The sequence below is a fragment of the Vibrio artabrorum genome (assembly GCF_024347295.1).
Taxonomy (GTDB): Bacteria; Pseudomonadota; Gammaproteobacteria; order Enterobacterales; family Vibrionaceae; genus Vibrio; species Vibrio artabrorum.
In genome coordinates, this window is record NZ_AP025458.1 from 2,287,535 (window position 1) to 2,311,480 (window position 23,946).

At 44.4% G+C, this 23,946-nt stretch carries 23 protein-coding genes; 11 read left to right on the top strand and 12 right to left on the bottom strand.

Annotated elements, in window-relative coordinates; genetic code table 11:
• Window positions 1–50: 50 nt before the first annotated feature.
• Window positions 51–386, bottom strand: coding sequence for an MliC family protein (locus tag OCU36_RS10215; protein ID WP_048661200.1), 336 nt, complete (start codon window positions 384–386; stop codon window positions 51–53).
• Between the two features lie 63 nt (window positions 387–449).
• Window positions 450–1,034: a D-glycero-beta-D-manno-heptose 1,7-bisphosphate 7-phosphatase gene (gene gmhB, locus OCU36_RS10220; RefSeq protein WP_017060762.1), complete on the bottom strand. Its 585-nt coding sequence runs from the start codon at window positions 1,032–1,034 to the stop codon at window positions 450–452.
• Window positions 1,035–1,241: 207 nt separating this feature from the next.
• On the opposite strand from gmhB, the gene metN reads away from it, so the two are divergent.
• The 3 genes from metN (at window position 1,242) to OCU36_RS10235 (ending at window position 3,841) form a co-directional block, all read left to right on the top strand.
• Window positions 1,242–2,276: a methionine ABC transporter ATP-binding protein MetN gene (metN, locus tag OCU36_RS10225; RefSeq protein ID WP_261837909.1), complete on the top strand. Its 1,035-nt coding sequence runs from the start codon at window positions 1,242–1,244 to the stop codon at window positions 2,274–2,276.
• Window positions 2,266–2,949 (top strand): methionine ABC transporter permease, encoded by a 684-nt coding sequence (locus tag OCU36_RS10230; protein WP_261837910.1) that lies wholly within the window; start codon window positions 2,266–2,268, stop codon window positions 2,947–2,949. The genes metN and OCU36_RS10230 overlap by 11 nt, the downstream gene beginning before the upstream one ends.
• Window positions 2,950–3,031: 82 nt before the next feature.
• Window positions 3,032–3,841 carry a MetQ/NlpA family lipoprotein gene (locus OCU36_RS10235; RefSeq protein ID WP_261837911.1) on the top strand — a complete coding sequence of 270 codons (810 nt, stop codon included), beginning with the start codon at window positions 3,032–3,034 and terminating at the stop codon, window positions 3,839–3,841.
• Between the two features lie 99 nt (window positions 3,842–3,940).
• On the opposite strand, the gene OCU36_RS10240 is transcribed toward OCU36_RS10235, so the two are convergent.
• Window positions 3,941–4,717 (bottom strand): Zn-ribbon-containing protein, encoded by a 777-nt coding sequence (locus OCU36_RS10240; RefSeq protein ID WP_261837912.1) that lies wholly within the window; start codon window positions 4,715–4,717, stop codon window positions 3,941–3,943.
• Window positions 4,718–4,721: 4 nt separating this feature from the next.
• Window positions 4,722–5,267 carry a SecY-interacting protein gene (gene syd / locus OCU36_RS10245; protein WP_261837913.1) on the bottom strand — a complete coding sequence of 182 codons (546 nt, stop codon included), beginning with the start codon at window positions 5,265–5,267 and terminating at the stop codon, window positions 4,722–4,724.
• Window positions 5,268–5,399: 132 nt separating this feature from the next.
• Here syd and queF point away from each other — a divergent pair, with 132 nt between their 5' ends.
• The 5 genes from queF to xni all read left to right on the top strand — a co-directional run bounded on the left by queF (window position 5,400) and on the right by xni (window position 12,885).
• A complete protein-coding gene (gene queF, locus OCU36_RS10250) occupies window positions 5,400–6,245 on the top strand; it encodes an NADPH-dependent 7-cyano-7-deazaguanine reductase QueF (RefSeq protein WP_261837914.1) in 846 nt (281 codons plus the stop codon).
• A gap of 58 nt (window positions 6,246–6,303) precedes the next feature.
• Window positions 6,304–8,562 carry a tetratricopeptide repeat protein gene (locus OCU36_RS10255; protein WP_261837915.1) on the top strand — a complete coding sequence of 753 codons (2,259 nt, stop codon included), beginning with the start codon at window positions 6,304–6,306 and terminating at the stop codon, window positions 8,560–8,562.
• A gap of 118 nt (window positions 8,563–8,680) precedes the next feature.
• Complete coding sequence (locus tag OCU36_RS10260; RefSeq protein WP_261837916.1) at window positions 8,681–10,246, top strand: GGDEF domain-containing protein; 1,566 nt, start codon at window positions 8,681–8,683, stop codon at window positions 10,244–10,246.
• A gap of 317 nt (window positions 10,247–10,563) precedes the next feature.
• The gene (ppnN, locus tag OCU36_RS10265) at window positions 10,564–11,931 is read left to right on the top strand and encodes a nucleotide 5'-monophosphate nucleosidase PpnN (RefSeq protein ID WP_261837917.1); all 1,368 of its coding nucleotides are present in this window, start codon (window positions 10,564–10,566) and stop codon (window positions 11,929–11,931) included.
• A gap of 174 nt (window positions 11,932–12,105) precedes the next feature.
• The gene (gene xni / locus OCU36_RS10270; RefSeq protein WP_261837918.1) at window positions 12,106–12,885 is read left to right on the top strand and encodes a flap endonuclease Xni; all 780 of its coding nucleotides are present in this window, start codon (window positions 12,106–12,108) and stop codon (window positions 12,883–12,885) included.
• 70 nt (window positions 12,886–12,955) lie between these two features.
• Here xni and rlmM read toward each other — a convergent pair whose 3' ends face one another.
• The 7 genes from rlmM to pomA form a co-directional block, all read right to left on the bottom strand.
• Window positions 12,956–14,047, bottom strand: coding sequence for a 23S rRNA (cytidine(2498)-2'-O)-methyltransferase RlmM (rlmM, locus tag OCU36_RS10275; protein ID WP_261837919.1), 1,092 nt, complete (start codon window positions 14,045–14,047; stop codon window positions 12,956–12,958).
• Window positions 14,044–14,442, bottom strand: a complete 399-nt coding sequence (locus OCU36_RS10280) for a DUF423 domain-containing protein (RefSeq protein WP_261837920.1) — start codon at window positions 14,440–14,442, stop codon at window positions 14,044–14,046. The genes rlmM and OCU36_RS10280 overlap by 4 nt, the downstream gene beginning before the upstream one ends.
• On the bottom strand, window positions 14,432–15,058 hold the full coding sequence (locus OCU36_RS10285; RefSeq protein WP_261837921.1) for an alpha/beta family hydrolase: 627 nt from the start codon (window positions 15,056–15,058) through the stop codon (window positions 14,432–14,434). Before OCU36_RS10285 ends, OCU36_RS10280 begins: the two co-directional genes overlap by 11 nt.
• Window positions 15,051–15,959, bottom strand: coding sequence for a transcriptional regulator GcvA (locus tag OCU36_RS10290; RefSeq protein ID WP_261837922.1), 909 nt, complete (start codon window positions 15,957–15,959; stop codon window positions 15,051–15,053). Before OCU36_RS10290 ends, OCU36_RS10285 begins: the two co-directional genes overlap by 8 nt.
• Window positions 15,960–16,622: 663 nt before the next feature.
• On the bottom strand, window positions 16,623–18,071 hold the full coding sequence (gene thiI / locus OCU36_RS10295) for a tRNA uracil 4-sulfurtransferase ThiI (RefSeq protein ID WP_261837923.1): 1,449 nt from the start codon (window positions 18,069–18,071) through the stop codon (window positions 16,623–16,625).
• A gap of 304 nt (window positions 18,072–18,375) precedes the next feature.
• Complete coding sequence (locus OCU36_RS10300) at window positions 18,376–19,323, bottom strand: flagellar motor protein MotB (RefSeq protein WP_261837924.1); 948 nt, start codon at window positions 19,321–19,323, stop codon at window positions 18,376–18,378.
• An 11-nt stretch (window positions 19,324–19,334) separates the two neighbouring features.
• Complete coding sequence (gene pomA / locus OCU36_RS10305; RefSeq protein WP_261837925.1) at window positions 19,335–20,099, bottom strand: flagellar motor protein PomA; 765 nt, start codon at window positions 20,097–20,099, stop codon at window positions 19,335–19,337.
• A 296-nt stretch (window positions 20,100–20,395) separates the two neighbouring features.
• On the opposite strand from pomA, the gene xseB reads away from it, so the two are divergent.
• Genes xseB through dxs form a run of 3 tightly spaced genes read left to right on the top strand, consistent with a single transcriptional unit; the run spans window position 20,396 to window position 23,447 of the window.
• Window positions 20,396–20,638, top strand: a complete 243-nt coding sequence (xseB, locus tag OCU36_RS10310; protein ID WP_104215027.1) for an exodeoxyribonuclease VII small subunit — start codon at window positions 20,396–20,398, stop codon at window positions 20,636–20,638.
• Between the two features lie 20 nt (window positions 20,639–20,658).
• A complete protein-coding gene (ispA, locus tag OCU36_RS10315) occupies window positions 20,659–21,543 on the top strand; it encodes a (2E,6E)-farnesyl diphosphate synthase (RefSeq protein ID WP_261837926.1) in 885 nt (294 codons plus the stop codon).
• A gap of 20 nt (window positions 21,544–21,563) precedes the next feature.
• Window positions 21,564–23,447 (top strand): 1-deoxy-D-xylulose-5-phosphate synthase, encoded by a 1,884-nt coding sequence (gene dxs / locus OCU36_RS10320; RefSeq protein ID WP_261837927.1) that lies wholly within the window; start codon window positions 21,564–21,566, stop codon window positions 23,445–23,447.
• Between the two features lie 104 nt (window positions 23,448–23,551).
• Here the strand turns inward: dxs and OCU36_RS10325 are convergent, their stop codons facing one another.
• Entirely contained in the window at window positions 23,552–23,911 is a 360-nt protein-coding gene (locus tag OCU36_RS10325) for a putative quinol monooxygenase (protein WP_261837928.1), read from the bottom strand.
• Window positions 23,912–23,946 lie beyond the last annotated feature (35 nt).

Consider the following 23,946-nt stretch of genomic DNA (forward strand, 5'->3'; position numbering starts at 1 on the left):
AGGGCAATCCCTCACTTAACTGTTTGTAAATCTTAGAAGTTAACTATGACTTACTTTCGACAATTTTTATAGACGACACGACCAAGTTCTAGACGTGCGTTGTCACCTTTAGTGCGTAAAGTGACACTATTGATCAGTTCAGAGGTGCCATCATCTAAGATGTACTTCGTTCCTGAACCTGCCGTTATTTGAGTGAGACGATATTCATTCTCAGGCAAACGTAATACCGCTTTTTCATTACCAAGGTAAGCGACCTTAAATGAAGCGTCAGACTCACATTGATAAGTCACGAATTGATCGTCCGATACTGCACCATCAGGCGCTGCGGATTTAGAACACCCGAATAACGCTACCGTACATAGAGATGCTATCAACAATGCTTTCATACTGCGTTCCTCATCTTTATATAGTGAACAACACTTATATCTAAGTGAAAGAGACTTAGTGCCTTAACCTTTTAAGAATGCTGGTACATCTTTAATACTGTCAAGCACAACACTTGCAAGTGCCTCACCCTTTTCAGTTATTGGCTTACCGGTTCTTACCAGTACTTTTGTGCCAACACCTGCCGCTTCTGCAGCCATCATGTCTTCCGCTTTATCGCCGATCATGACCGAGTTAGCCATATCAATCTTCAGAAAGTCACGAGCAGAAATGAACATGCCTGGCTTTGGCTTACGACATTCACAATCTTGCTTGTAGTCACCAATACCGTGTTCAGCGTGATGCGGGCAGTAATAGATGCCATCAAGCTCAACGCCGTTATCGACAAAGTTCCAATCCATCCACTGCGTCAAAGAAAGAAAACGGTCTTCACTAAACATGCCGCGAGCAATACCAGATTGGTTGGTCACTAGCACCAATAAATAACCCATATCTTTAAACGCTTTCGCCGCTTCAAACACACCATCGATGTATTCAAAGTCATGCTCATCATGTACGTAGCCGTGGTCGACGTTAATCACACCATCACGATCTAAAAAAACAGCAGGTTTAGACAAAATTTTGTTCTCTATCAACTCTCTATTAATCATTAATTATTACACGCTTTATTTGCTTCATCACTATCTATTTAGTTTTGCGTTCGTTAACGATTTGTTTCAAGCTTAACCATACAATCGACGTTTAGCCGTCTAGACGTAAAAATATCTATTGACTTAGATCATAGAACACCATAGCATCGTCTGTAAATCGAGCGAGCTATCGACATATTATTCTGTTTCACCTGCACGAGTTTTTCTATGATTAAAGTGAATCAAGTCAACAAGGTTTTTTATCAAGGTACTAAAGAAATCAATGCCTTAATAGATATCAACCTTCATATACCTCAAGGTCAAATCTTTGGAGTCATCGGCTCTTCAGGTGCTGGGAAAAGCACCCTGATCCGTTGTGTCAACATGTTGGAAGCTCCGACTTCCGGTGAAGTGATTGTTGACGGTATCGACCTGACAAAACTCAGTAAATCAGAACTTAGCGAAGCACGCCGTAACATCGGCATGATATTCCAGCACTTCAACCTGCTCTCTTCCCGTACTGTCTTTAATAATATAGCACTGCCCTTAGAGCTTGCTGGTAAAGATAAAGCGGTTATTGAAACAAAAGTAAGCGAGTTACTTGCACTGGTTGGCCTTGCTGATAAGCGTGATACTTATCCTTCAAACCTAAGTGGTGGTCAAAAACAGCGTGTGGCGATTGCGCGTGCACTCGCGTCAGACCCAAAAGTACTGCTATGTGATGAAGCAACGAGCGCATTGGATCCAGCAACAACTCAATCAATTCTTGAGCTGCTGCGTGAAATCAACCGTAAGTTAAATATCACTATCCTACTGATTACTCACGAGATGGATGTGGTTAAAAGCATTTGTCATCAAGTCGCGATCATTGGTGGTGGTGAGCTGGTCGAAAAAGGGACTGTGGGTGAAATATTTGCACACCCTAAAACGGAACTCGCTCATCAATTCATTCGCTCAACACTGGACTTGACGATTCCTGAAGACTACCAAGCGCGTTTACAACAAACTCGCGTCAACAGCAGCTACCCACTGGTACGCCTTGAGTTTACAGGTGCGACGGTTGATGCTCCGCTGATGACGCAAATTGCTCGTAAATTCAACATCGATGTCAGCATCCTAAGCTCTGACCTTGATTACGCCGGCGGTGTGAAGTTTGGCATGATGGTCGCAGAACTGTTCGGAAATGAAGCCGATGATAATGCTGCAATCCAATTCCTACGCGATAACAATGTAAAAGTAGAGGTGCTTGGTTATGTCCTTTAGTTTCAACGAGATTGCTGATTGGATCAGCCTTAACGGTAGCCTTCTATTGGGCGCAACGGGCGAAACACTTTACATGGTTGCAGTTGCAGGCATTGTAGGCTTCGCGGTTGGTATCCCACTGGGCGTGATTCTACACACAACCAAAAAAGGTGGCCTGTTAGAGAACACCAAGCTAAACAAAATTTTAGGTGCGATTGTGAATGTAGGTCGTTCCGTGCCTTTCTTAGTACTCATGGTTGCGATTATTCCACTGACTAAAATGCTGATTGGCACTTTCATTGGCACAACCGCAGCAATTGTACCTCTGACGATCGGTGCTATCCCATTCGTGGCTCGACTTATCGAAAGTGCACTACTTGAAGTACCAACCGGTCTTGTGGAAGCCGCTCAATCAATGGGCGCAACCCCTATGCAAATCATCAATAAGGTTCTGCTTCCAGAAGCACTACCGACGATCATCAACTCAGTAACGATTACGCTCGTGACTCTAGTGAGCTACTCAGCAATGGCTGGTACCGTGGGCGGTGGTGGCCTAGGTGATGTGGCAATTCGTTACGGATTCCACCGCTACGAGGTGACCATTATGGCCGTGACGGTAGTGATGTTGATTGTGCTGGTACAAATTATTCAATCAATCGGTGATGCATTGGTTCGCCGCGTTGATCACAGATAACGACTGACTGCGTTAATGTAACGTTACGAGGAACGTCAGTCGTCTGAATTAAATGACATCGATTTATTAAAAGGAGATTATTATGAAATTTAACCTTAAAGCTCTACTTGCTATCGCAGTAACAGCATCAGCGCTTGTTCTAGCAGGTTGTGGTGATAAAGAAGTGGACACTTCTAAAATAAAAGTTGGCGTAATGGCAGGTGCTGAAGCACAAGTGGCTGAAGTGGCTGCGAAAGTAGCAAAAGAGCAATATGGCTTGGATGTTGAACTGGTTACTTTTACTGATTATGTAACACCAAACGCTGCGTTGGATGATGGTTCTATCGACATCAACGCATTCCAACACGCACCCTATCTAAATCAGCAAATTGCCGACCGTGGTTACAAACTAACAATCGCTGGTAACACGTTTGTTTATCCAATTGCAGGTTACTCGAAAGAAGTGAAATCTGTAGACGAAATCCAAGACGGCTCTCGAATTGCGGTACCAAACGATCCAACCAATCTAGGTCGTTCACTACTACTTCTTGAGCAGCAAGGTCTGCTTACACTTCGTGAAGGTGCCGGTCTTCTAGCAACAGTACGTGACATCGTGAGCAACCCTAAGAATCTAACCATTGTTGAATTGGACGCTGCGCAACTACCACGCTCTCTTGATGATGTGACTCTGGCTATCATCAACACAACTTACGCGAGCTCTATCAACCTGACGCCACAAAAAGACGGTGTCTTCGTTGAAGACAAAGATTCTCCATACGTAAACCTAATCGTTTCTCGTGAAGACAATTTAAACGCTGAAAACGTGCAGAACTTCGTGAAAGCTTACCAGACTGAAGAAGTGTACAAAGCCGCTTCTGATATCTTCCACGGTGGTGTAGTTAAAGGTTGGTAACCCCGCCGATTGACTTCCTACTGATACGCAAATAAACAAAAAAGCCGATATCTTTGAATATCGGCTTTTTTCTTCGACCTGCTGATGACTTGAATGCGGCTACTTAATGTGATCCCAAGAGATGTTCGACACCAAGCGGCAGTCATCACACTTAAAATAGAAAATGTCGTGGATCGGCGCATCAAGCAGCCATTCACCGCCACATTGCGGGCATTTACGCTCTTTTTCAGCTTTCAGACTGATCCCTCCGACACGGTATAAGTAGTAATAGGTTGGAATCTTAGTCAGATATTCAATGCGCCCTCTTAGACCCCAACCCCGTTTAAACAGTACGCTTTGGGTGTCACTGATCTCAGTGAGTGTTGCATGCTCAGCGCGACAGCCTCCCCCCATTTGGACTTCATCACAGGCTTGCCATTCTGTCTGCCATTTCAATACCGCTTTATGGTCGCCATTGAAAGTCGGAGGATTTCGATACAAAGGGATCGGCAGCAAGCTGTCACCACTGCGCAGCGGTGAACAGGTATGAACAAAGGTCGTATACAACACTTGCCAACTCGGCGCTTCATCTTCTGCCACTTCTTCAGAGTTCAGATCTCGGCCAAGCAAACGCATTTTGGGCGCTAATAAGTTCGCTGCAGACAAGCGATCAAAACACACTTTTACGAAATCGGAATGATTACGCGGGTGTAAGCTGTCCTGCTCAGGGCACACAACACGAACATAAAATTCACCATCCCCCATCACGATAGGAAATTCACGCCCCAATACTTGTCCGTTATAACGAAGTGCATCCATTAATCCGTTAACCGCCTTATCGACAGCGCTTACCGTGGTGTTATCAAAACACTCAAATTGAAGCTCTAGTACGTACATCTATTTATACCACTGGTTGTAGCTTTTCTAAAAATTCAGCCAATGTCTCGGCTAATACATCACGATTTTTAGTGCCTAAGCGCTCCAAAATCACGTTGCCCGTTAGGTTACAAATCGAGATAACATCCAGTTCGGCATCGGTTGCGGCAATGAAAACCGTGGGTTTTAACTTCAGACGACGCTGAGTCACCAAGTGACCTAAAATGTTCTCTTGTAGGCATTCGAAATCTTCATCACTCCAAATCTGTAACAGAGTCAGTTCATTGCCATCAAAAGTCGCGTTCATATTTGCGCTAAATTGTGCACCGTAGAACGTCTTGATGTCATCATGCAGCGTCAACTCGATGCCGGTTTCAACGTTGGTAAAATCCGCGAACTGCTCACGTGGATAGTGCTTCCACAACACGGCATCGTCGCTCTTTTCTTCTACGCAAGGCGAAACAATATCCACCAGCTCATCGTTACAAGGTAAACTTTGATGTTGCTGTTGCCACGCATCAACGTATCGCTGACTAAAAGAAAGTAGTGCGTCTTGAGCACGTTGAGTCATGAAAATCTCCTAAACACAAAATAATAAATAGAATCAGGGAACCTTTCCTTGTCGATTGAGCGATGACTTAATGACAGGATAATGGGGATTCAGTAAAATCGATCCCATTCTAATCGAATTTGAAACGAAAGTATGAGCAAATATTCTGACGCAAAAGAGCTGGCGGGTTTAACTTTAGGCCAAAAAACTGAATACTCTAACCAATACGATGCAAGTTTATTGCAACCTGTACCTCGTAGCTTGAATCGTGATGATCTTGCGCTAAACGGTGAGCTACCTTTTATTGGACATGATATTTGGACAATGTACGAACTTTCGTGGCTAAACAGCAACGGCCTACCACAAGTGGCTGTCGGTGAAGTTTTCATCCCAGCCACCAGTCCAAATTTGATTGAATCAAAATCTTTCAAACTGTACTTAAACAGCTATAACCAGACTCAATTTGAAAACTGGGATCACGTCACAGAGCGCCTTACTCAAGATTTGTCGGCGTGCGCAGGTGAAACAGTGCTTGTGAATGTAAACTCCGTCACCGACTACACCAACCAACCTATCGTGACGATGGAAGGTGACTGTATCGACAACCAAGATATCCAAATCACTAGCTACGACTTTGAAGCGTCACTGCTTGAAGGCGCTGCAGGCAAGCAAGACGTTGAAGAGACACTGCACAGCCATCTATTGAAGTCGAACTGCTTGATCACAAACCAACCCGACTGGGGGAGCGTTGAGATCGCATATTCAGGTAAGCAAATTGACCGTGAAGCTCTGCTACGCTATTTAGTTTCTTTCCGTGAGCACAATGAATTCCACGAACAATGTGTTGAGCGTATCTTCACTGACATCATGAAATACTGTGCGCCATCGAAACTCACCGTGTTTGCACGTTATACGCGTCGTGGAGGTTTGGATATCAATCCATACCGTTCAACAGAACAAGACAGACCAAGTCACAATAAGCGTATGGCTCGCCAATAACCAGGCTGGAAGCTCCCACACTTATTTGAACCTACTTCACCTCTAAAGGGACATAGAAATGCGTTGGTTATACGTTGTTAGCCTGTTTATTTTAAGCTTAAGCACACCGGTCTATGCGTCGATTTATTCGTCAGCCCTACTCAATGAAGCCAATAACTTGATTGAGATCGAGCCAAGCCAAGCAAAAAAAATGGCGAACAGCTATCTAACGAGCCGTGTTCTATCAGATCAACGCGAGAAGAGCCCATCAGCGATTTCTCGCGAGGAAACAGACTCTTCAATTAGAACGCCAAGCAGTAGCATCGATGCCTACAAAATATTAGCGAAAGCGGAATATAACCTTGGCAACATCCATACTGCGATTCAACAACTCGACAAAGCCTCTGAGTTAGCAAAAACCTATAATATTGACTACCTAAAACTGGATATTCAAATATTAAAAGTTAAGTTGCTTTGGCTGAACGATAGAGAGTCAACCACAGCAAAAGCCGAACTCGCGAAGATCGAAACCAACCTAGAGTCGGTGAACAAAACCTTGCGCTTAACAGAAGGCATTACCTATCGTTTAATTATGTTGAAGGCTGATATTGCTTCTTATGATAATAAAGTCGACGAAGCCGAGATGTTCTACCAAGAAGCTAAATCTTACTTAGAGCAACGCTACTCTAAAAAAGTCACCATCGACTATCACATTGTCGTTGGGGAATTTTACCTGACTCACAAAGAGTACAACCACGCGCTTACAGAGCTACTATATGGCTATTGGAAATCAGTAGAAAGCAACCAAAGCGCACGCTTAGCAAAAGTCAACCGCCTACTTGCCCAACTTTTCTTTGAACGCCAAGTGTTAGATAAGGCACTAGAACACCTTTCACAAGCCGCTGATTTCTATGACGGCTTTGAAAACTCGCCTATTTTGGCGCAAGTGCTCAAAAAGATGGGCGATGTGTACTTCTTACAAGGAAAATATAACCTTGCTTTAGTGCATTTTTTCAATGTATTGGATCATGAGAGTAGCGACCGAGATATTCACCAAGTCATCGATATTCGTTTGAGTTTATCAGCCACTTATTTACGCCTTTTTAACTATCCTCAAGCAGAACACTACCTATCACGAGCCCTTGAACTGCTGGAAAAAACAGACATTCCAAGACTGGAAGGCCGAGCGGCATTGTTATCGGCAGGGTTGGCTTATCACTTACAAAACAGCGCCGACGTGATCAAGCATGCAACACGAGCTCTCACAATCTCACGTCAAATAGAGAGCATGTATCTGTCTCAACGTTCATACTATTTACTCTCTTTGGGTTACGAGCAAGCGGGGCGTCCTCAACAAGCCTTAGCGAACCTCAAGCAATACAACAGTCTTGTCTCTTTAGAGCAGCAAAAACTCAACCGGGTTGGTGAAGATGCATTCAGACAACAAAAAGAGTTTGCCGAACAAACGTTGCACTATGCCGGCCAAGAGCAGGAACTACAAAAATACCAATTAGAGCATCATAAATTCCAAAAAATATCGTTCGCCCTATTCTTGTTCAGCATCATTTTGTTTTTCTTCGTGCTGCGCAGAGGCTACCTCATTCAAACCTTAGCCAAAGAAGTGGACTCGCTGCAAACTGACCTGTTTACGCACTCGCGTTCAAAGCTCCCAAATCTAAGAATGCTCAATGCGAAACTCTCTAACTCCTTGGAGAAAACCAGTCAAAATTTCGAACAGTGGCAACTTGGCGAACTGATCCACGAACCACTCAACGACCGTTTACGTTTTGTGATGATTGATTTACCTTTCTTACGCAATATGTACACGCAGAACGGTTATAAGGCGGGTTTAGAACTCGAAGACGCTTTCGGCAATTTCATAAAATCAAAACTGGATGGTTTGGCTCGCGTCTACCACTTCTCTGATGCTAACCTGCTTTATATAGAGTCGAACTCTGATCGTGATTCCTCTCCAGAAGAGATGTTCCTAAAAATTCAATCTTGGATTAATCACTTCGAGCCAGAGCGCAACATCAATCGGACTGTGCGGATGGGCATCGCGGACTACCCATTCTTACCAAGAGCTTACACTGCGATTAACGATCAAGAACTGCTCGATGTTTTATTGATGTCGGCCAACCTAGCGCGTGAAATCAGCTTAAAAGAAGGCACGAGTCAATGGGTCTATCTAAAGGCTATCGACAATGCACCCGCGGCCAGTCTTGCAACCGGTAACATAAGAGAAGCCTGTAAACAAGCCATTAATCAAGGGTTAGTAAAAGTACAATCATCTTACAAGAATGAGGACAACATCAAAAAATTGCTAAAAGATGACTGATTTGCGAGCGGTTAAGACTTGCAAGCCGTGACCTTATTTTTAGTTTTGTTATTATCGATGCAACGGAATTTCATTTAAACGATCGTAATCGATCTCTGCGGCGCTAATTAATACATCTATGGGCATTCTTGAACAAGACATTCAGGCGCAACTCCACCAACTGAAATGTCAGCTGGAACAAACTCGCTTGACACAAAGGGACTCCTCTTTCAAATTTATTCGAGAGCAGAAAGTTCTAAAGCGTATCGTTACATCTTTAAGTCATGCGTGTACTGGTAGTAACTGCTATTTAGATGAAAATCTTATTACCCTGAGGGAAGAGCTAGAAAAGCAAAAAGACATCAGCTCGCTGCTCCCAAAGTTGGCAATCTTAGAAAGGATGCTCAAGCAGAAAACGTTAGCTATGAATAAACAGAACGGATATCTGGATGATAGCATTAAGCAAAGTGGTGAAACACTACAACGCATAACTGGCCTGCCAGCGCCGTTGAAACGTGATCTACGAAACTTGCTGAGCTTCTCCGAATGCAATGGCAGTCAGAAAGTCGACCATGCCATGAAACTCCTCGGTATTTACGAACGTGCCATAAAAATCATGGCCAATGACTCACGTACTCATTTTGCCGATGCAGCCCACACTCCAGAGCAAGAACTCCTTTCTGATTTATCGATAGAATTACAACACCTGATCACAGAGCTCGACTTTGAAGGCGAATCTGGGGATTTACTTACTGATATTCGAGCAAAACTGCTGCTTGGTGTTTCAACCCAACATCTACTTGAGTTAGCACTTCAAGTTCTCAAACAAGTTATTGAAGGCACCAACTTAGAGCGCAAGAAATCAGAACAATTTCTCGATCAACTCAATGCTTCACTTGCTTGCAGTATCAAAACAGCCGCCCAAAACACCGATCAGAGTCAAAGCTATTTTGAGCACCGCCAAGAACTTAATTCCAATCTTAATAGCCTTGTTACGAAAAGCTTACACTCTGTTGACTGTGCGACAGACATGGATAACTTAAAGCTATCCATCACCCCTCTGCTTAAGGAGTTGGCCTCTCTCTCAGAAAGACTGAATCATGCAGAGCAGAAAGAACATGCTCTAATCGAACGAATGAATTATGGAAAAACGCAGTTAGACTCACTCTATGAAGTAACCCAAGACTATCGCAAACGCTTGGAAGATCAGGCTCAGCGTATGCTGCTTGATCCTCTCACTAAGGTCTATAATCGAACGGCGTTTACTGATCGCCTAGAGCTTGAATATCGACGTTGGATTCGGGCACAACACTCGTTGCGTGTGGTATTGCTCGATATCGACAACTTCAAAGCCATTAACGATAGTTTTGGTTATACGGCCGGTGATAAAGCGCTTAAAATCATTGCCCGAACCATCACTAAAGAGACCAGTACGACCGACACCGTTGCACGTTTTTCTGGTGAAGAGTTCATTTTATTGCTGCCAGAACAAACGGATGAATATTGTCACAAGGTGATTCAAAACATCCAAACTCAAGTGAGCCTCCTGCCATTTAAGTTCCGTGACCAACAAATCAAGATAACCTTATGTGCGACATGCACCCAATTTAAAGAGTCAGATACTCCGGAAGAAGTGTTAGAGCGACTCAATAAAACACTAAATAAAGCGAAAAAACGCGGTACTAACCAACTTGTTTGGAACTAAAGTAACTCTGTAATTAATTTATTTCATTTTTTCAAATAGTTATCATATACTCACTTCCCCAATGTTTGCTAATCTGATAGTTAACATTCAATTAACAAGCATTTTTTCGGTAAGTCATGCTATATACATGCACTTAACTTAAACAGCAGTATATTAGCGATTAAGCAAATCGGTAAAATCATTAAACAAGCAGTCGTAACCGTTTCGTCTGGTTAACACTCCTCACCTTTAACCAAACACTTTCAACGCTTGCTTCTCACTCTCGAGCCTGAGGGGCACTTAATCGGCGCCCCGGCTCTTCTTAATAAGGAGGCGCTATGATCACGCACATTAGCCCGACTGGCAGCATGGATTTACTCTCTCAACTTGAAGTTGAGCGTCTTAAAAAAACCGCATCTAGTGATCTGTACCAACTGTATCGTAACTGCACGTTAGCGGTCCTGAACTCAGGTAGTCACACCGACAACTCCAAAGAGTTGCTCGATAAATATCAATCATTTGATGTTGAAGTGGTGCGCCGTGAACGTGGGATCAAACTCGAACTGAATAACGCACCTGAGCATGCATTTGTCGATGGTGAAATCATTAAGGGTATTCAAGAACATCTATTTTCAGTGTTACGTGACATTGTTTACGTCAACATGCATCTCGCCGATAACCAAAGGCTCAATCTCACCAACGCGACTCACATCACCAACCTTGTGTTTGGTATCTTGAGAAATGCAGGTGCGCTAACGCCAGGCATTGAACCTAACCTAATTGTATGTTGGGGGGGTCACTCCATAAATGCCAACGAATACCAATACACTCGTGAAGTCGGTAATGAATTAGGCCTGCGCGAACTGAACATCTGTACCGGTTGTGGACCGGGAGCGATGGAAGGCCCAATGAAAGGTGCCGCCATTGGTCACGCGAAACAACGTTATACCAATCATCGTTATCTAGGGCTTACCGAACCGTCAATCATTGCGGCAGAGCCACCAAACCCCATCGTCAATGAACTGGTGATCATGCCTGATATTGAGAAGCGCCTTGAAGCGTTTGTTCGGATGGCACATGGCATCATCATTTTCCCTGGCGGCCCAGGTACTGCCGAAGAGCTGTTGTATATATTGGGGATCATGATGCACCCGAGTAACGCAGACCAACCGATGCCTATCGTTTTAACTGGCTCAAAAGAGAGCGAAGCTTACTTTCGCTCAATTGATACATTCATTGGTGAAACGTTAGGTAAAGAAGCGCAAAAGCATTATGAAATCGTCATTGATGATCCAGCTCGCGCAGCGAAAATCATGAAACAAGCGATGCCAGAAGTACGATCTCACCGCAAAGAGACCGGCGATGCATACAGTTACAACTGGTCACTGCATATTGAGCCAGAGTTCCAACTGCCATTCGATCCAACTCATCAATCAATGGCGGCGCTCGACCTTCATATGGATCAAAAAACAGAGAGCCTTGCTGCGAATCTGCGTAAGGCGTTCTCTGGTATTGTGGCAGGTAATGTCAAAGCCGAGGGTATTCTAGAGATTGAGAAGCATGGCCCATTCCTGATTGATGGTGATAAGGAGCTAATGACTAAGATGGATCAGCTGCTGAATGACTTTGTTGAACAACATCGAATGAAACTGCCGGGCGGCACTGACTACGTGCCTTGCTACAAAATTGCACCAAGTCAGCACTGATAATGGAACTCTTATTGGTCCTAAGTCATCTTTGACACCCAGGTTCTAGCCCATCGCTCTAAGACAGAGCAACAAGTCATGACGTTGACATCAACACCGTATCAACTCACTGATTGATACGTTACTATAAGGGGCTAGCAGCCCCTTATTTATTGCCTATTTAGTGGAATACTTATGTCTATCCATCTTGTTATTATCGATGCCTTGAACCTGATCCGACGCGTGCACTCTGCTCAACCGGATCCCACCGATATAGCAAGAACCATCACCACCACAACTCGTACACTGAACCGAATCCTAAACGAATCACAACCCACGCACATCATTGCGGTATTTGATCATCATCTACAAGACCGAGGCTGGCGTGCCAAAGTGCTTCCTGCCTATAAACAGAACCGAAAGCCAATGCCAGAACCATTAATGAAAGGCCTTGATGCTATTCAGCAGGCTTGGTGGGAACTCGGTATTGACTCGTTGCTATCTGATGGTGATGAAGCCGATGATCTCGTGGCAACACTTGCCAAGAAAGTGGCCGATCACGGCGAAAAAGTCACCATCATCTCTACCGATAAAGGCTATTGCCAGCTGCTATCACCCACACTACAGATTCGTGATTACTTCCAACACCGTTGGTTAGACAAACCTTTTATTGAAACTGAATTCGGCGTAAAACCAGAACAACTTGCTGACTATTGGGGATTAACTGGCGTGATCTCTAGCCAAGTTCCGGGGATCCCGGGCGTTGGACCCAAAGCCGCAAAAGAGATTTTAACCACATACCCAGACATCGAAACAGCATTCCACGCTGAAGATTTGCCGAAAAAATATCGTAAGAAGTTCGATGAGCATATCGAATCCGCTCGAGTGTGTAAGCGAGTATCGGCCTTAAAAACTGACATCGACTTGGGTTTTAACCTACAAGATATTCGCTACGACCCGCAAGTGACGTCTTAACGTTGTATATAAAAAACGCTCCTGACAGGGAGCGTTGTTATTATGTTGTAACCAATCTAAATATCAAAAATTAATGCGGTGATATATTCGAAAGTGCCTGAATGTGAACCGTGATCTCTTCGCGATCATGATAAAGGTGCTTAGCCTGCATCTTGAACTTCACTTTGTTCTCAATCAGGAACACTTTTAGGTTCTCGATATCTTGCAGTACTTCATCGTAACGGCCTTTCATTGGCAGTTTAAGGTTAAACAGTGCTTCTTTTGCCCAACCTTTGATGATCCACTCCCCCATGAGGTGCGCAACACGAGCTGGCTTCTCAACCATGTCACAGATAATCCAAGTTACGTTCTTACGATCAGGTTCGAATTTAAAGCCATCCACCATGTGGTGCTTAATTTGACCCGTTTCCATTAGGCTGTCTGCCATCATGCCGTTATCAACACAGTGAACGAACATCGAGCGCTTAACCAATTGGTAAGTCCAACCACCAGGACACGCACCTAAATCTACGCCCCACATACCCGGAGCCAGACGCTCGTCCCACTCATCACGAGGGATGAATACGTGGAATGCTTCTTCTAGCTTCAATGTAGAACGGCTTGGCGCATCTGATGGGAACTTCAGACGAGGGATACCCATAAAGAACTGTGAGTTATTGGTTGGGTAAGAGTAACCAACAAAACAGTGACCCGGAGCGATGAAGCATAAATGAAATACAGGCTTCTTAGCATTATCTTTCGCAGTCATCAGGCCTTTACCACGCATCGCTTGACGCATCGGCACGGTAAACTTACGGCAGAACTTCAAAAGCTCTTTTGCTTCGTTAGTGTCTGGCGTTTCAATACGGATATCACCACAACGAGGGAAACCTTCTTTATCAGAAAGCGCCTCAAGAATTGGAGAAATACGGTCATCGGTTGGCAGGTCTTTGATTTCAACAGCCACTGCTAGCATTTGACGAGCAAAGATCAGTGATTGGAAATCGATCTCTTTGATCAACTTGTCCGCTTCACCTGCTTGATAACATTCAAACAATACAAAGCCTGTATTATTCTTTAGGCGAGGAAAACCAAACACTTCCAGTTGTGTTGCCTTGTCTTGAATTTCGCCAGCACATTCTTTTTCAAAACCAGAGCGACAATAAAGTAGTACGTGTTTCACTGAGTTACCTCTTTTATATTCAAAGCAGCGAAGGAGAAGACTCCCCAACCAATGATAAATAGTAGACCACCAAACGGAGTGATAGGGCCAAACCATTTTATTCCTGTCAGTGCCAAGCCATAAAGGCTGCCACTAAAACAAAGGATGCCGATGATAAAGCAAATTGCCGCAATGAAAAAATATTTTTGTGATTTAGCACCAAGTTTCATCTGCAGCAGAGCACCACACGCCAATATCGCCAAAGTATGGATAAACTGGTACTGAACACCGGTCTCAAACACACCGAGCAGATATTCAGGCAGGATAGCCTTCAAACCGTGGGCGGCGAAGGCGCCAAGCATCACAGCAGTCGCGCCAGATAAACCAGCAAACGATAGTAAATACTTACTTCTCATCGAGCACCTCTTTGATAAACGCTGATAGTTTCTCAACGGTTAACGCAATGTTCTGCTGTTCGGTGTAACCAGAACTCTTACGAGGCTTAAAGCTGTGGTCGCCATCAGGGATAAACTCGACACGTACCGAGTCAGACAGATCAAAGTCAGCAAACTCTTCACGCTTACCAAAGGTGTCACGCTCGCCTTGTAAAATCAAACATGGCTTTTTCAACTCAGCTAAGTGCTCACCTTTGTATTTTTCTGGCTTACCCGGTGGATGAAAAGGAAAACCTAAACACGCGATGCCAGCCACCTTATTAACTTCAGACAAATGGCTTGCCATACGTCCTCCCATCGACTTACCGCCAATCACAAGCTTATCGGCATCACAATACTGCTCAATGATACCTTGGTAAGCTTCAAGTAGCTTAGGCGCTCTGTCAGGAGGACGACGCTTCCCCTCTTCGGCACGCTTAATCATGTACGGGAAATTGAAACGAATCACTCGTATCCCTTTCAAGGCCAATCCTTTAGCAACCAACCGCATGAATTCATGATCCATGCCTGCGCCAGCACCATGGGCAAAGATAAAGGTAATGGGATTGTCTTCACCGTCAATGATGACATTATTCATCCAGCAGATCCTCTTGCTCACTCTGCGCTTTCGCTAGCATCCAGTCGCGGAAGGTAGCGATACGGCCCATGTCGGCTTGTTTCTCATGACAAACCACATAGAAAGCGTTCTTACTCACCAATACTTCATCAAATGGTGCAATCAAGCGACCCGCTTCGATTTCTGGCTGCGCCAAGACATTGTTGCCCAGTGCAATCCCTTGTCCATGAGCCGCGGCTTGCAGCACCATCGTCGAGTGGCTGAAGATCGGGCCATGATTCACGTTAACGCCGTCGATACCATTTTGCTTGGTAAACTGTTTCCAATCTTTTCGAGAGGTATCGTGTAATAACGTATGGCATGCTAAATCACTTAGCGTTTCTAATGGTTTTGCCCCCAATAATACTGAAGGAGAACACAAAGGAATTAAGTACTCTTGATAAAGCTTATCCGCTCGTAAGCCAGACCAATTACCTCGCCCATAGTAAATGGCGACATCGACATCATCAGTTAGTGAGCCCTCCTCCATATCAACGGCTTTAATTCTTACATCAATATCAGGTTCTTGCTGATTAAAATCGGCAAGCCTTGGAACTAACCATTGGATCGCAAAGCTAGGGGGTAAACTGATGGTCAATGCGCCCTTCTCACTTCGTTCAAGCACTTTGTCAGTCGCTTCTGCCAGCGATGTAAAAATATCTTTGATATCTAAGAAGTAGCTCTGCCCTTCTTCGGTCAGGAGTAAAGAGCGGTTTCTTCGACGAAAAAGCTTCAAAGACAAGAATTCTTCAAGCGCTTTAATTTGATGACTGACCGCTGCTTGAGTCACAAATAACTCTTCTGCGGCACGCGTAAAACTCAAATGCCGAGCGGCAGCTTCAAACACTCTTAGCGAGTTTAATGGGGGTAATCGACGAGACATAGTTACTCTCTAAATAAGCATTAGTTTTTTTTATCTGAAACATTATAATTTGTCCATTGCCTAGCGGCCAGAGAAATTCTATATTTCGTTCCGCAGTAGCTAGCCTGAACGGCTTGGTTCTTTCCAGAATCAATTGGCTCGGCTCCTGCGATGTTGTGTTTGCAAACTCGTTATTTTCGAGTTGGGTAGAGTTCTACCAAATGTTTTGTTACAGCGATATACTGAAACGAGACATATACTTCCTATATTTATTTTGACCTGTCTGTCAAATTTGTTTACACCGTCTTATGGGCGGTGTTTTTTTTTTGCCCAAAGAAAGTCGCAACAAGTTTAGCAATAGCTGCGCTAATTGCTCTTTATTATTTTTCATCATAAATCACAGAATGAAACTCGTATTCAAATAATCAACTGAACACATACAAATAACCTCATTGATTACACAAAAAAATAACAGACATATTCAAGATGCTTACACTGATTGTGTCACTCAAAATAACTAACTAAACACCATGACTTGGCAACAATCGAGACCAAATATGACTGTAGAATGATAAACTTCCCCCCTTTCTGATTACGCTCCATCATTCACACGAGAAAATAAAAAAGCCGCTTACTTTTCAGTAAGCGGCTTTGTAAAAGACTTAACGATTGATCAACGCACCACTATGGGCGATAAACCTTAACGTTATGGAAGCCTTGCTCTTGCAGGTAAAGCGCCTGTAGACGGCTCATTACACCACGATCACAGTACAGCAAGTACTCTTTCGATTGGTCTAGATCACCAAACTGAGTCGATAGCTTAAAGAACGGTATGTGCTTCACTTCAACACCATCAATATCTAGTGGACGCTCATCTTCCTCTTCTGGACTACGAATATCAAGAACGATGGCATGCTCCGACACGGCTTGAACTTGCTCAACTTCAGGCGCTTGCTCTTGACTCTCTTTCTCGATGTCACGGATATCCATAATGCGAGCGTTCTCAATCACTTGCTCCAGAACCTCGAAATTGAACTTAGCTTCTTCCGCTTCTAGTTTGCCTTTCTTCGCTTTTACTGTCGGCTTCTTCGAGATAACACCACAATACTCAGGCATGACTTTAGCGAAATCTTCAGTACCAATGTTACGAGATAGGTCGATGATGTCTTCTTTATCCCAGTTGATAAGCGGACGCAAGATCAAAGTATCCGTCACGTTGTCAATATGGCGAAGATTCGTAAGCGTTTGGCTAGAAACCTGACCAAGTGCTTCACCCGTTACGAGCGCTTCAATACCGAAACGCTCAGCAACCATGCCACCCGCTCGCATGAACATACGCTTAAGTACCACGCCCATTTGGCCATCTTCTACGTTCTCAAGGATTTCAGCAACCACTGGTTCAAAGTCGATAGAGATGAACTTCACCTTTGCCGATGAGCCATATTTATTCCATAAGTAGTGAGCCACTTGCTTGACGCCAATCTCGTGCGCAGGGCCACCAAGGTTGAAGAAACAGTAGTGAACCTTAGAACCACGTTTGATGTGTAAGTAGCTTGAAACACCTGAATCAAAGCCGCCAGAAATCAAGCTCAGTAGATCTTCTTGAGTTCCTAGAGGGAAACCGCCTAGACCTTTATGACGTTCAATCACTTGGTTTAACTTATCGTTAGTGACTTCAACCTTAACGGTCACATCAGGGTTCTTAAGTCGAACTTTAGCCGACTCAACCGCTTGGTTTAGACCGCCGCCAACATAACGTTCTAGTTCAATAGACGTGAAGTCATGTTGACCTCGACGTTTGGCACGAACAGAGAAAGTTTTGCCTTCGATAAGAGTACGGCTGCGCTCAAGTACTTGCTCGTAAATATCGTGCAAGTCTTTAAAATCGGATTGCTGAACCTCAAGGGAGTGATGGATGCCTGGAGTTTGCGTCAATACTTCTAGTGTTTCTTTAAAGTATTTGTCACTCTCAGACGTCACTTCGATGTGATCGCGACGGTTAAAAACAGCCACAGACTCAGTACGGCGCTGAAGAATAGTACGAATATTACGTTCTAAAATCTTTGTGAAGCGCTTACGCACCGATTCACTTTTTACAAAAATTTCCGGATGGGGCTTAACAATAAATTTCATAGTACTTTCACGCCAATAAGGTTCACAATTTTAATAGGTTCATCGCCACGCAAAAGGTCATTTCACATAGTCATTGAAGCAATAATAGATCAATATTAAATCTAAGGGCGCGAATTATACATGAGAAAGTCAAACAAGGAAAAGAGTGCGTGCTTTGGCGCGGTCAATAAACTCAACGTAGCAACAAACGACCACCTCATTTCACCCTGTGTTCTCGCAACATTGGGGCAAAACCGGTATCAAACAAAGAAAAAGCCCAATCTACGAGAGATTGGGCTTTCAAGGTACCGATTAGAAATAAAGGCTATTTAGCGATCGCTGGAACTTCATCACTATACAGCGGTTCACCCTGCATGATACTGATTTCAACACGACGATTGAGGCTGCGTTGCCACTCAGTATCGTTTGGCTCTACTGGCTCAGTGTCGGCCATACCACGCACTCTCAAGCGTTGATGAGAGAATCCGCGCACCTTTTCCATCTCTTGAGCAACAGACACCGCACGTTGCGATGATAAATCCCAATTAGAACGATAAAGCTCAGAATCAAGACGTTGGTTATCTGTATGCCCTGAGATCCGAACAATACCCGGAACATCTTTAACAAGTTCAGCAACCTGTCGAACTAAAGGTCGGAACTTAGGTTGTAAGAAAGCCGAACCAGAGGGGAACGCCCCTTTTTCACGGATTCGAATCACTATCTGTTGACCCAGGTTATCAACCTCAATTGCGCCTTGGTCGATCTCTCTCTCGAGCGCCTTCTTGATGCTTTCCATCAAGGAATCCATATCTTGAGACTGCGCTTCAGCTTGCTTTTGCTGTTGGTCTGACTCTGAGTTCTGATTGTCGTGAGTCGACACCTCTGGCGACTTACCTCCAGTCATCTTTCCTTGGTCGCGCATTGTGCCCCCTGCGCGTTCAGATTCACCCTCATGAAACTCTAGCGTTTGCTGAGTAATATCAATGGTCTGTTGCATAATCACATCAATCGGCGTTGGCTCTGGGCGACCTGGACGAAACTCTTGTGCAATAATACTGGTGCCTTTCGGAATATCTTTTACTTCCAAGCTATTCTGCACACCAAACGCAAATTTCATTGAGCCTGCTATCTGCTTGAATTTTAGTACGTCCATCTCAGAGAAAGAGAGCAGCAGTACGAAGAAACACATCAGCAACGACATCAAATCAGCAAATGTCCCCATCCATAGAGGTAACCCCGGAGGAGGACATTTACATGGCTTGTCTTCATCCATCTTCCATTCCTCTAAGCGGGTTCACCATCAAAAATTCGTTTACCTTCATTTAGGTAACTCTTCAGGTAACCATCAATAACACGTGGATTTTGACCATCTTGAATAGCGAGCACACCATCCATCACTAAACGGCGGTTCAATGCCTCTTGATCACGGCGTAGCGCCAACTTATCTGCGATTGGGAAAAACACCATGTTTGAAAGAATTGCGCCGTAAAGCGTGGTCAAAAGTGCTACCGCCATTGCAGGACCGATCGATTTAGGATCATCCATGTTCGAAAGCATGGCAACCAAACCAACCAAGGTACCAATCATCCCCATTGCTGGGGCAACATCACCAAATGCCGTGAATACTTTCGATCCCTGCTCATGACGCTCTGTGGTCAACGCAATGTCTTTTTGCAATGCAGCACGAACTACATCACCGTCATGACCATCCACCAACAGATCGATGCCCTTTTGCATGAAGCTGTTGTTAATTTCCATCTCTTCGAGAGCTAAAAAGCCACCTTTACGTGCCGCATCAGCCATCTCTACAACTTTAGCGATAAGATCTTCAGGTTCATCAGCTTTAAACATAAATGCTTTGCCAGCAATTTTAGCGGCACCAAAGAACTGTCCCATGGTGAACTTCATCAGAACAACAAACGTTGAACCACCAACCACGATCAAAATGGATGTCGTGTCATAAAACATCCCAAGGCTTCCACCTAGGATCATAGCCATGACGACAAAGGCCATTCCACCAATCAAACCTATTAGGGTTGCTAAATCCACTGAGCACTCCTCATGCTTTTTGTAGCTCTACATCGACGATAAACTTTTTATCGGCCAGATTATAAGATCTTTTAGTAAATTCTTAGCCTAAGTATCACATTTTTAGTTTTTGAATCACAAATACTACCCACTTTACCCTGATCAACCAGAGATAATTTTTATAAAGATAAGATTATTCGACAAAATTGACCTAAAGGCTCTTAAAAAAGAACTTTATTGCAAAATTTATTGGTTACATTTGACCATATCAGCAGCCTAGGGTAACGTTCGTTCATCTTTCCAAATGCAGATTTATTATGGCCACTAAGAAACCTGAAAATATGAGCTTTGAAGCGGCAATCGAAGAACTTGATGGCTTAGTTGATCAACTGGAAAATGGTGATCTAGCTTTAGATGATGCACTGAAAAAGTTCGAGCGAGGTATTTCCCTTGCTCGTGCTGGTCAAAGCAAACTAAACGATGCTGAACAGCGTGTTAGCATCCTACTGCAAAATGACGAAGATGCAGAGCTTAGTGACTTTAACCCACAACCTGAATAACAAATTGTATGAGATCCCCTATGATCGAGACTTTATTGTCTTATCAAGCACGTAATAACGAGCAACTGAACTTTTGGCTTGATCGCCTACCACACCAAAATCAGACTCTAATCGACGCAATGCGTTACGGCTTGCTTTTAGGCGGCAAACGTGTGCGTCCATTTCTTGTTTACATTACAGGGGAAATGTTTGGTTGCACGGCTGAAGAACTCGATACGCCCGCTTCTGCAGTCGAATGTATTCATACCTACTCTCTGATTCACGACGATCTGCCAGCGATGGACGACGACGAACTGCGTCGCGGTCACCAGACTTGTCACATCAAATACGATGAAGCGACCGCTATTTTAACGGGTGATGCACTACAAACTCTCGCGTTTACTATACTTGCGGAAGGGACATTAAGTGGCACTGGCGAAAGCAATCGTGTTCGAATGATTCAATGCCTAGCTGAAGCTTCTGGCGCTCAGGGTATGTGTATCGGTCAGGCTCTTGATATTGAAGCAGAAAATCGTGCGGTCACGTTAGCAGAATTGGAAGAAGTTCATCGTAATAAAACCGGCGCTCTTATGAAGTGCGCGATTCGCTTAGGTGCACTCGCTGCTGGTGATAAAGCGTTAGAAGTCATGCCTCAATTGGACAAGTACGCTGATGCGGTAGGGCTGGCCTTCCAGGTTCAAGATGATATTTTGGATATCGTCAGCGACACTGAAACCTTGGGCAAACCGCAAGGGTCCGATCAAAGCTTGAATAAAAGCACTTACCCTTCTTTACTTAGTTTAGAGGGCGCTCAAGAAAAAGCGCAAACTCTACTACAGGAAGCGCTTCAAGCTTTGGCTGCAATCCCATACAATACCCAGTTACTCGAAGAGTTCGCCCGATACGTCATCGAGCGCAAGAACTAAGACAATAAGCGCGCATTACTATGACTCTTGATATATCCAAGTACCCAACTCTTGCTTTGGCAGATAAGCCAGAGGATTTGCGTCTACTTCCGAAAGAGACGCTAACACAACTTTGTGATGAATTACGCACCTACCTCCTTAACTCTGTGAGCCAATCAAGTGGTCACTTAGCATCAGGCTTAGGTGCGGTAGAGCTCACGGTTGCTCTGCATTATGTGTACAACACACCTTTTGACAAGTTGGTTTGGGATGTTGGTCACCAAGCATATCCGCACAAAATCCTTACCGGTCGTCGCGATCGCCTATCGACGATCCGCCAAAAAGGTGGATTGCACCCATTCCCATGGCGTCAAGAGAGCGAATACGACACCCTATCGGTAGGTCACTCATCGACGTCGATCAGTGCCGCGCTTGGTATGGCTATCAGTGCCCAAAAAGAAGGCAAAGATCGCAAGATTGTCAGCGTCATTGGTGATGGAGCCATTACCGCGGGTATGGCCTTTGAAGCGATGAATCACGCCGGCGATATCCACAATGACATGCTCGTTATCCTGAATGATAATGAGATGTCGATATCAGAAAACGTCGGTGCGCTGAATAATCATCTGGCTCAAGTCCTTTCTGGTAGTCTTTACACGTCGATTCGTGAAGGCAGCAAAAAGGTACTATCAGGTGTTCCACCGATTAAAGAATTAGTACGCCGTACAGAAGAGCATCTAAAAGGCATGGTTGTCCCTGGCACCATGTTTGAAGAGTTAGGCTTCAACTACATAGGCCCGATTGATGGTCATGATGTCAATGAGTTAATAAAAACGCTGAAAAACATGAGAGATCTTAAAGGTCCTCAATTTCTGCATATCATGACGAAAAAAGGCAAAGGCTATGAGCCCGCTGAAAAAGATCCGATTGGCTACCATGGCGTTCCTAAATTCGACCCAGCACATTCAAGTTTGCCTAAGAGCACCAGCTCTAAGCCCACTTTCTCTAAGATTTTTGGTGACTTCCTATGTGATATGGCCGCACAAGATCCTAAGCTAATGGCGATAACGCCAGCAATGCGTGAAGGTTCTGGTATGGTGCGATTCTCGAAAGAGTATCCCGAGCAGTATTTCGATGTCGCGATTGCTGAGCAACATGCCGTGACGCTAGCAACCGGTATGGCGATTGCGGGTGATAAGCCGATTGTGGCGATCTACTCGACTTTCCTCCAACGTGGCTATGATCAACTGATCCACGATGTAGCAATCATGGATCTACCGGTCATGTTCGCGATTGACCGTGCTGGTCTTGTCGGTGCTGATGGCCAAACGCACCAGGGAGCATTCGACTTAAGCTTCATGCGTTGTATTCCAAATATGGTGATCATGGCACCAAGCGACGAAAACGAATGCCGTCAGATGCTTTATACTGGCCACCAACATACGGGACCTAGTGCTGTACGTTACCCTCGCGGAAATGGTATGGGCACCGAGATTCAAAGTGAGTTTACTGCACTCGAAATCGGAAAAGGTCGTATCATTCGCGAAAGCGAAAAAGCAAAAGATGGCTCGAAAGTCGCTATTCTAAGCTTCGGCACTTTCCTTGAAAATGCACTTCAAACGGCTCATGCTATCGATGCTACGGTAGCCGATATGCGCTTTGTCAAACCACTCGATGAAGCTCTCATCAAACAACTGGCCGCTGACCACGATGTACTGGTTACTATCGAAGAGAATGCCATCGCAGGTGGTGCTGGTGCGGGTGTGGTTGAATTCTTAATGCAAGAGAAGCAACTCATGCCAGTATTGAACCTTGGCCTACCAGACAAGTTCATTGCTCAAGGCACACAGGGCGAGTTGCATGAAGAGTTGGGCTTAGATGCGAAAGGCATTGAGACATCAATCGCAGCTTATCTGGCGAAATAGAAACTTAGCTAGATAACGGAAACAAAAAAGGTTGGCCCTAGGGTCAACCTTTTTAGTCTCTACTCATTGACTCGACGTATTCGTCGCTGAGAGTCGATAAAGCCTTAGCAACAAGGCTTAAGTACTGGCGCGTCATAGTTCTCTGGTTCATCAGAGTAGATAGCTACGTTGAAGTTCTCAACCAACCCCGTCTCCTCAACGCACTGCGCTTGGAAAAACTGCTGAATCTCACGACGTTGACAATGCGCTTCAAACGCTTCGTTATCCGCCCAAATTTCATTGAATGCAATAGGGAAGCTCTGCCCCTCAGCAAACGGGCTCTGAATATGGCGAGTGACTCTGTATTGAATACAACCATCTTCACGCAGAGTATTTGACTCTAGTGATTTTAGAACCTCAAATAACTCGTTCAATTTGCCTTCTTTTGGCTGGAATTGAGCGATACAGTAAACCTTTTTAGACATTATAATTCCTTACTTTTTTTACTTTAGACTTGAAC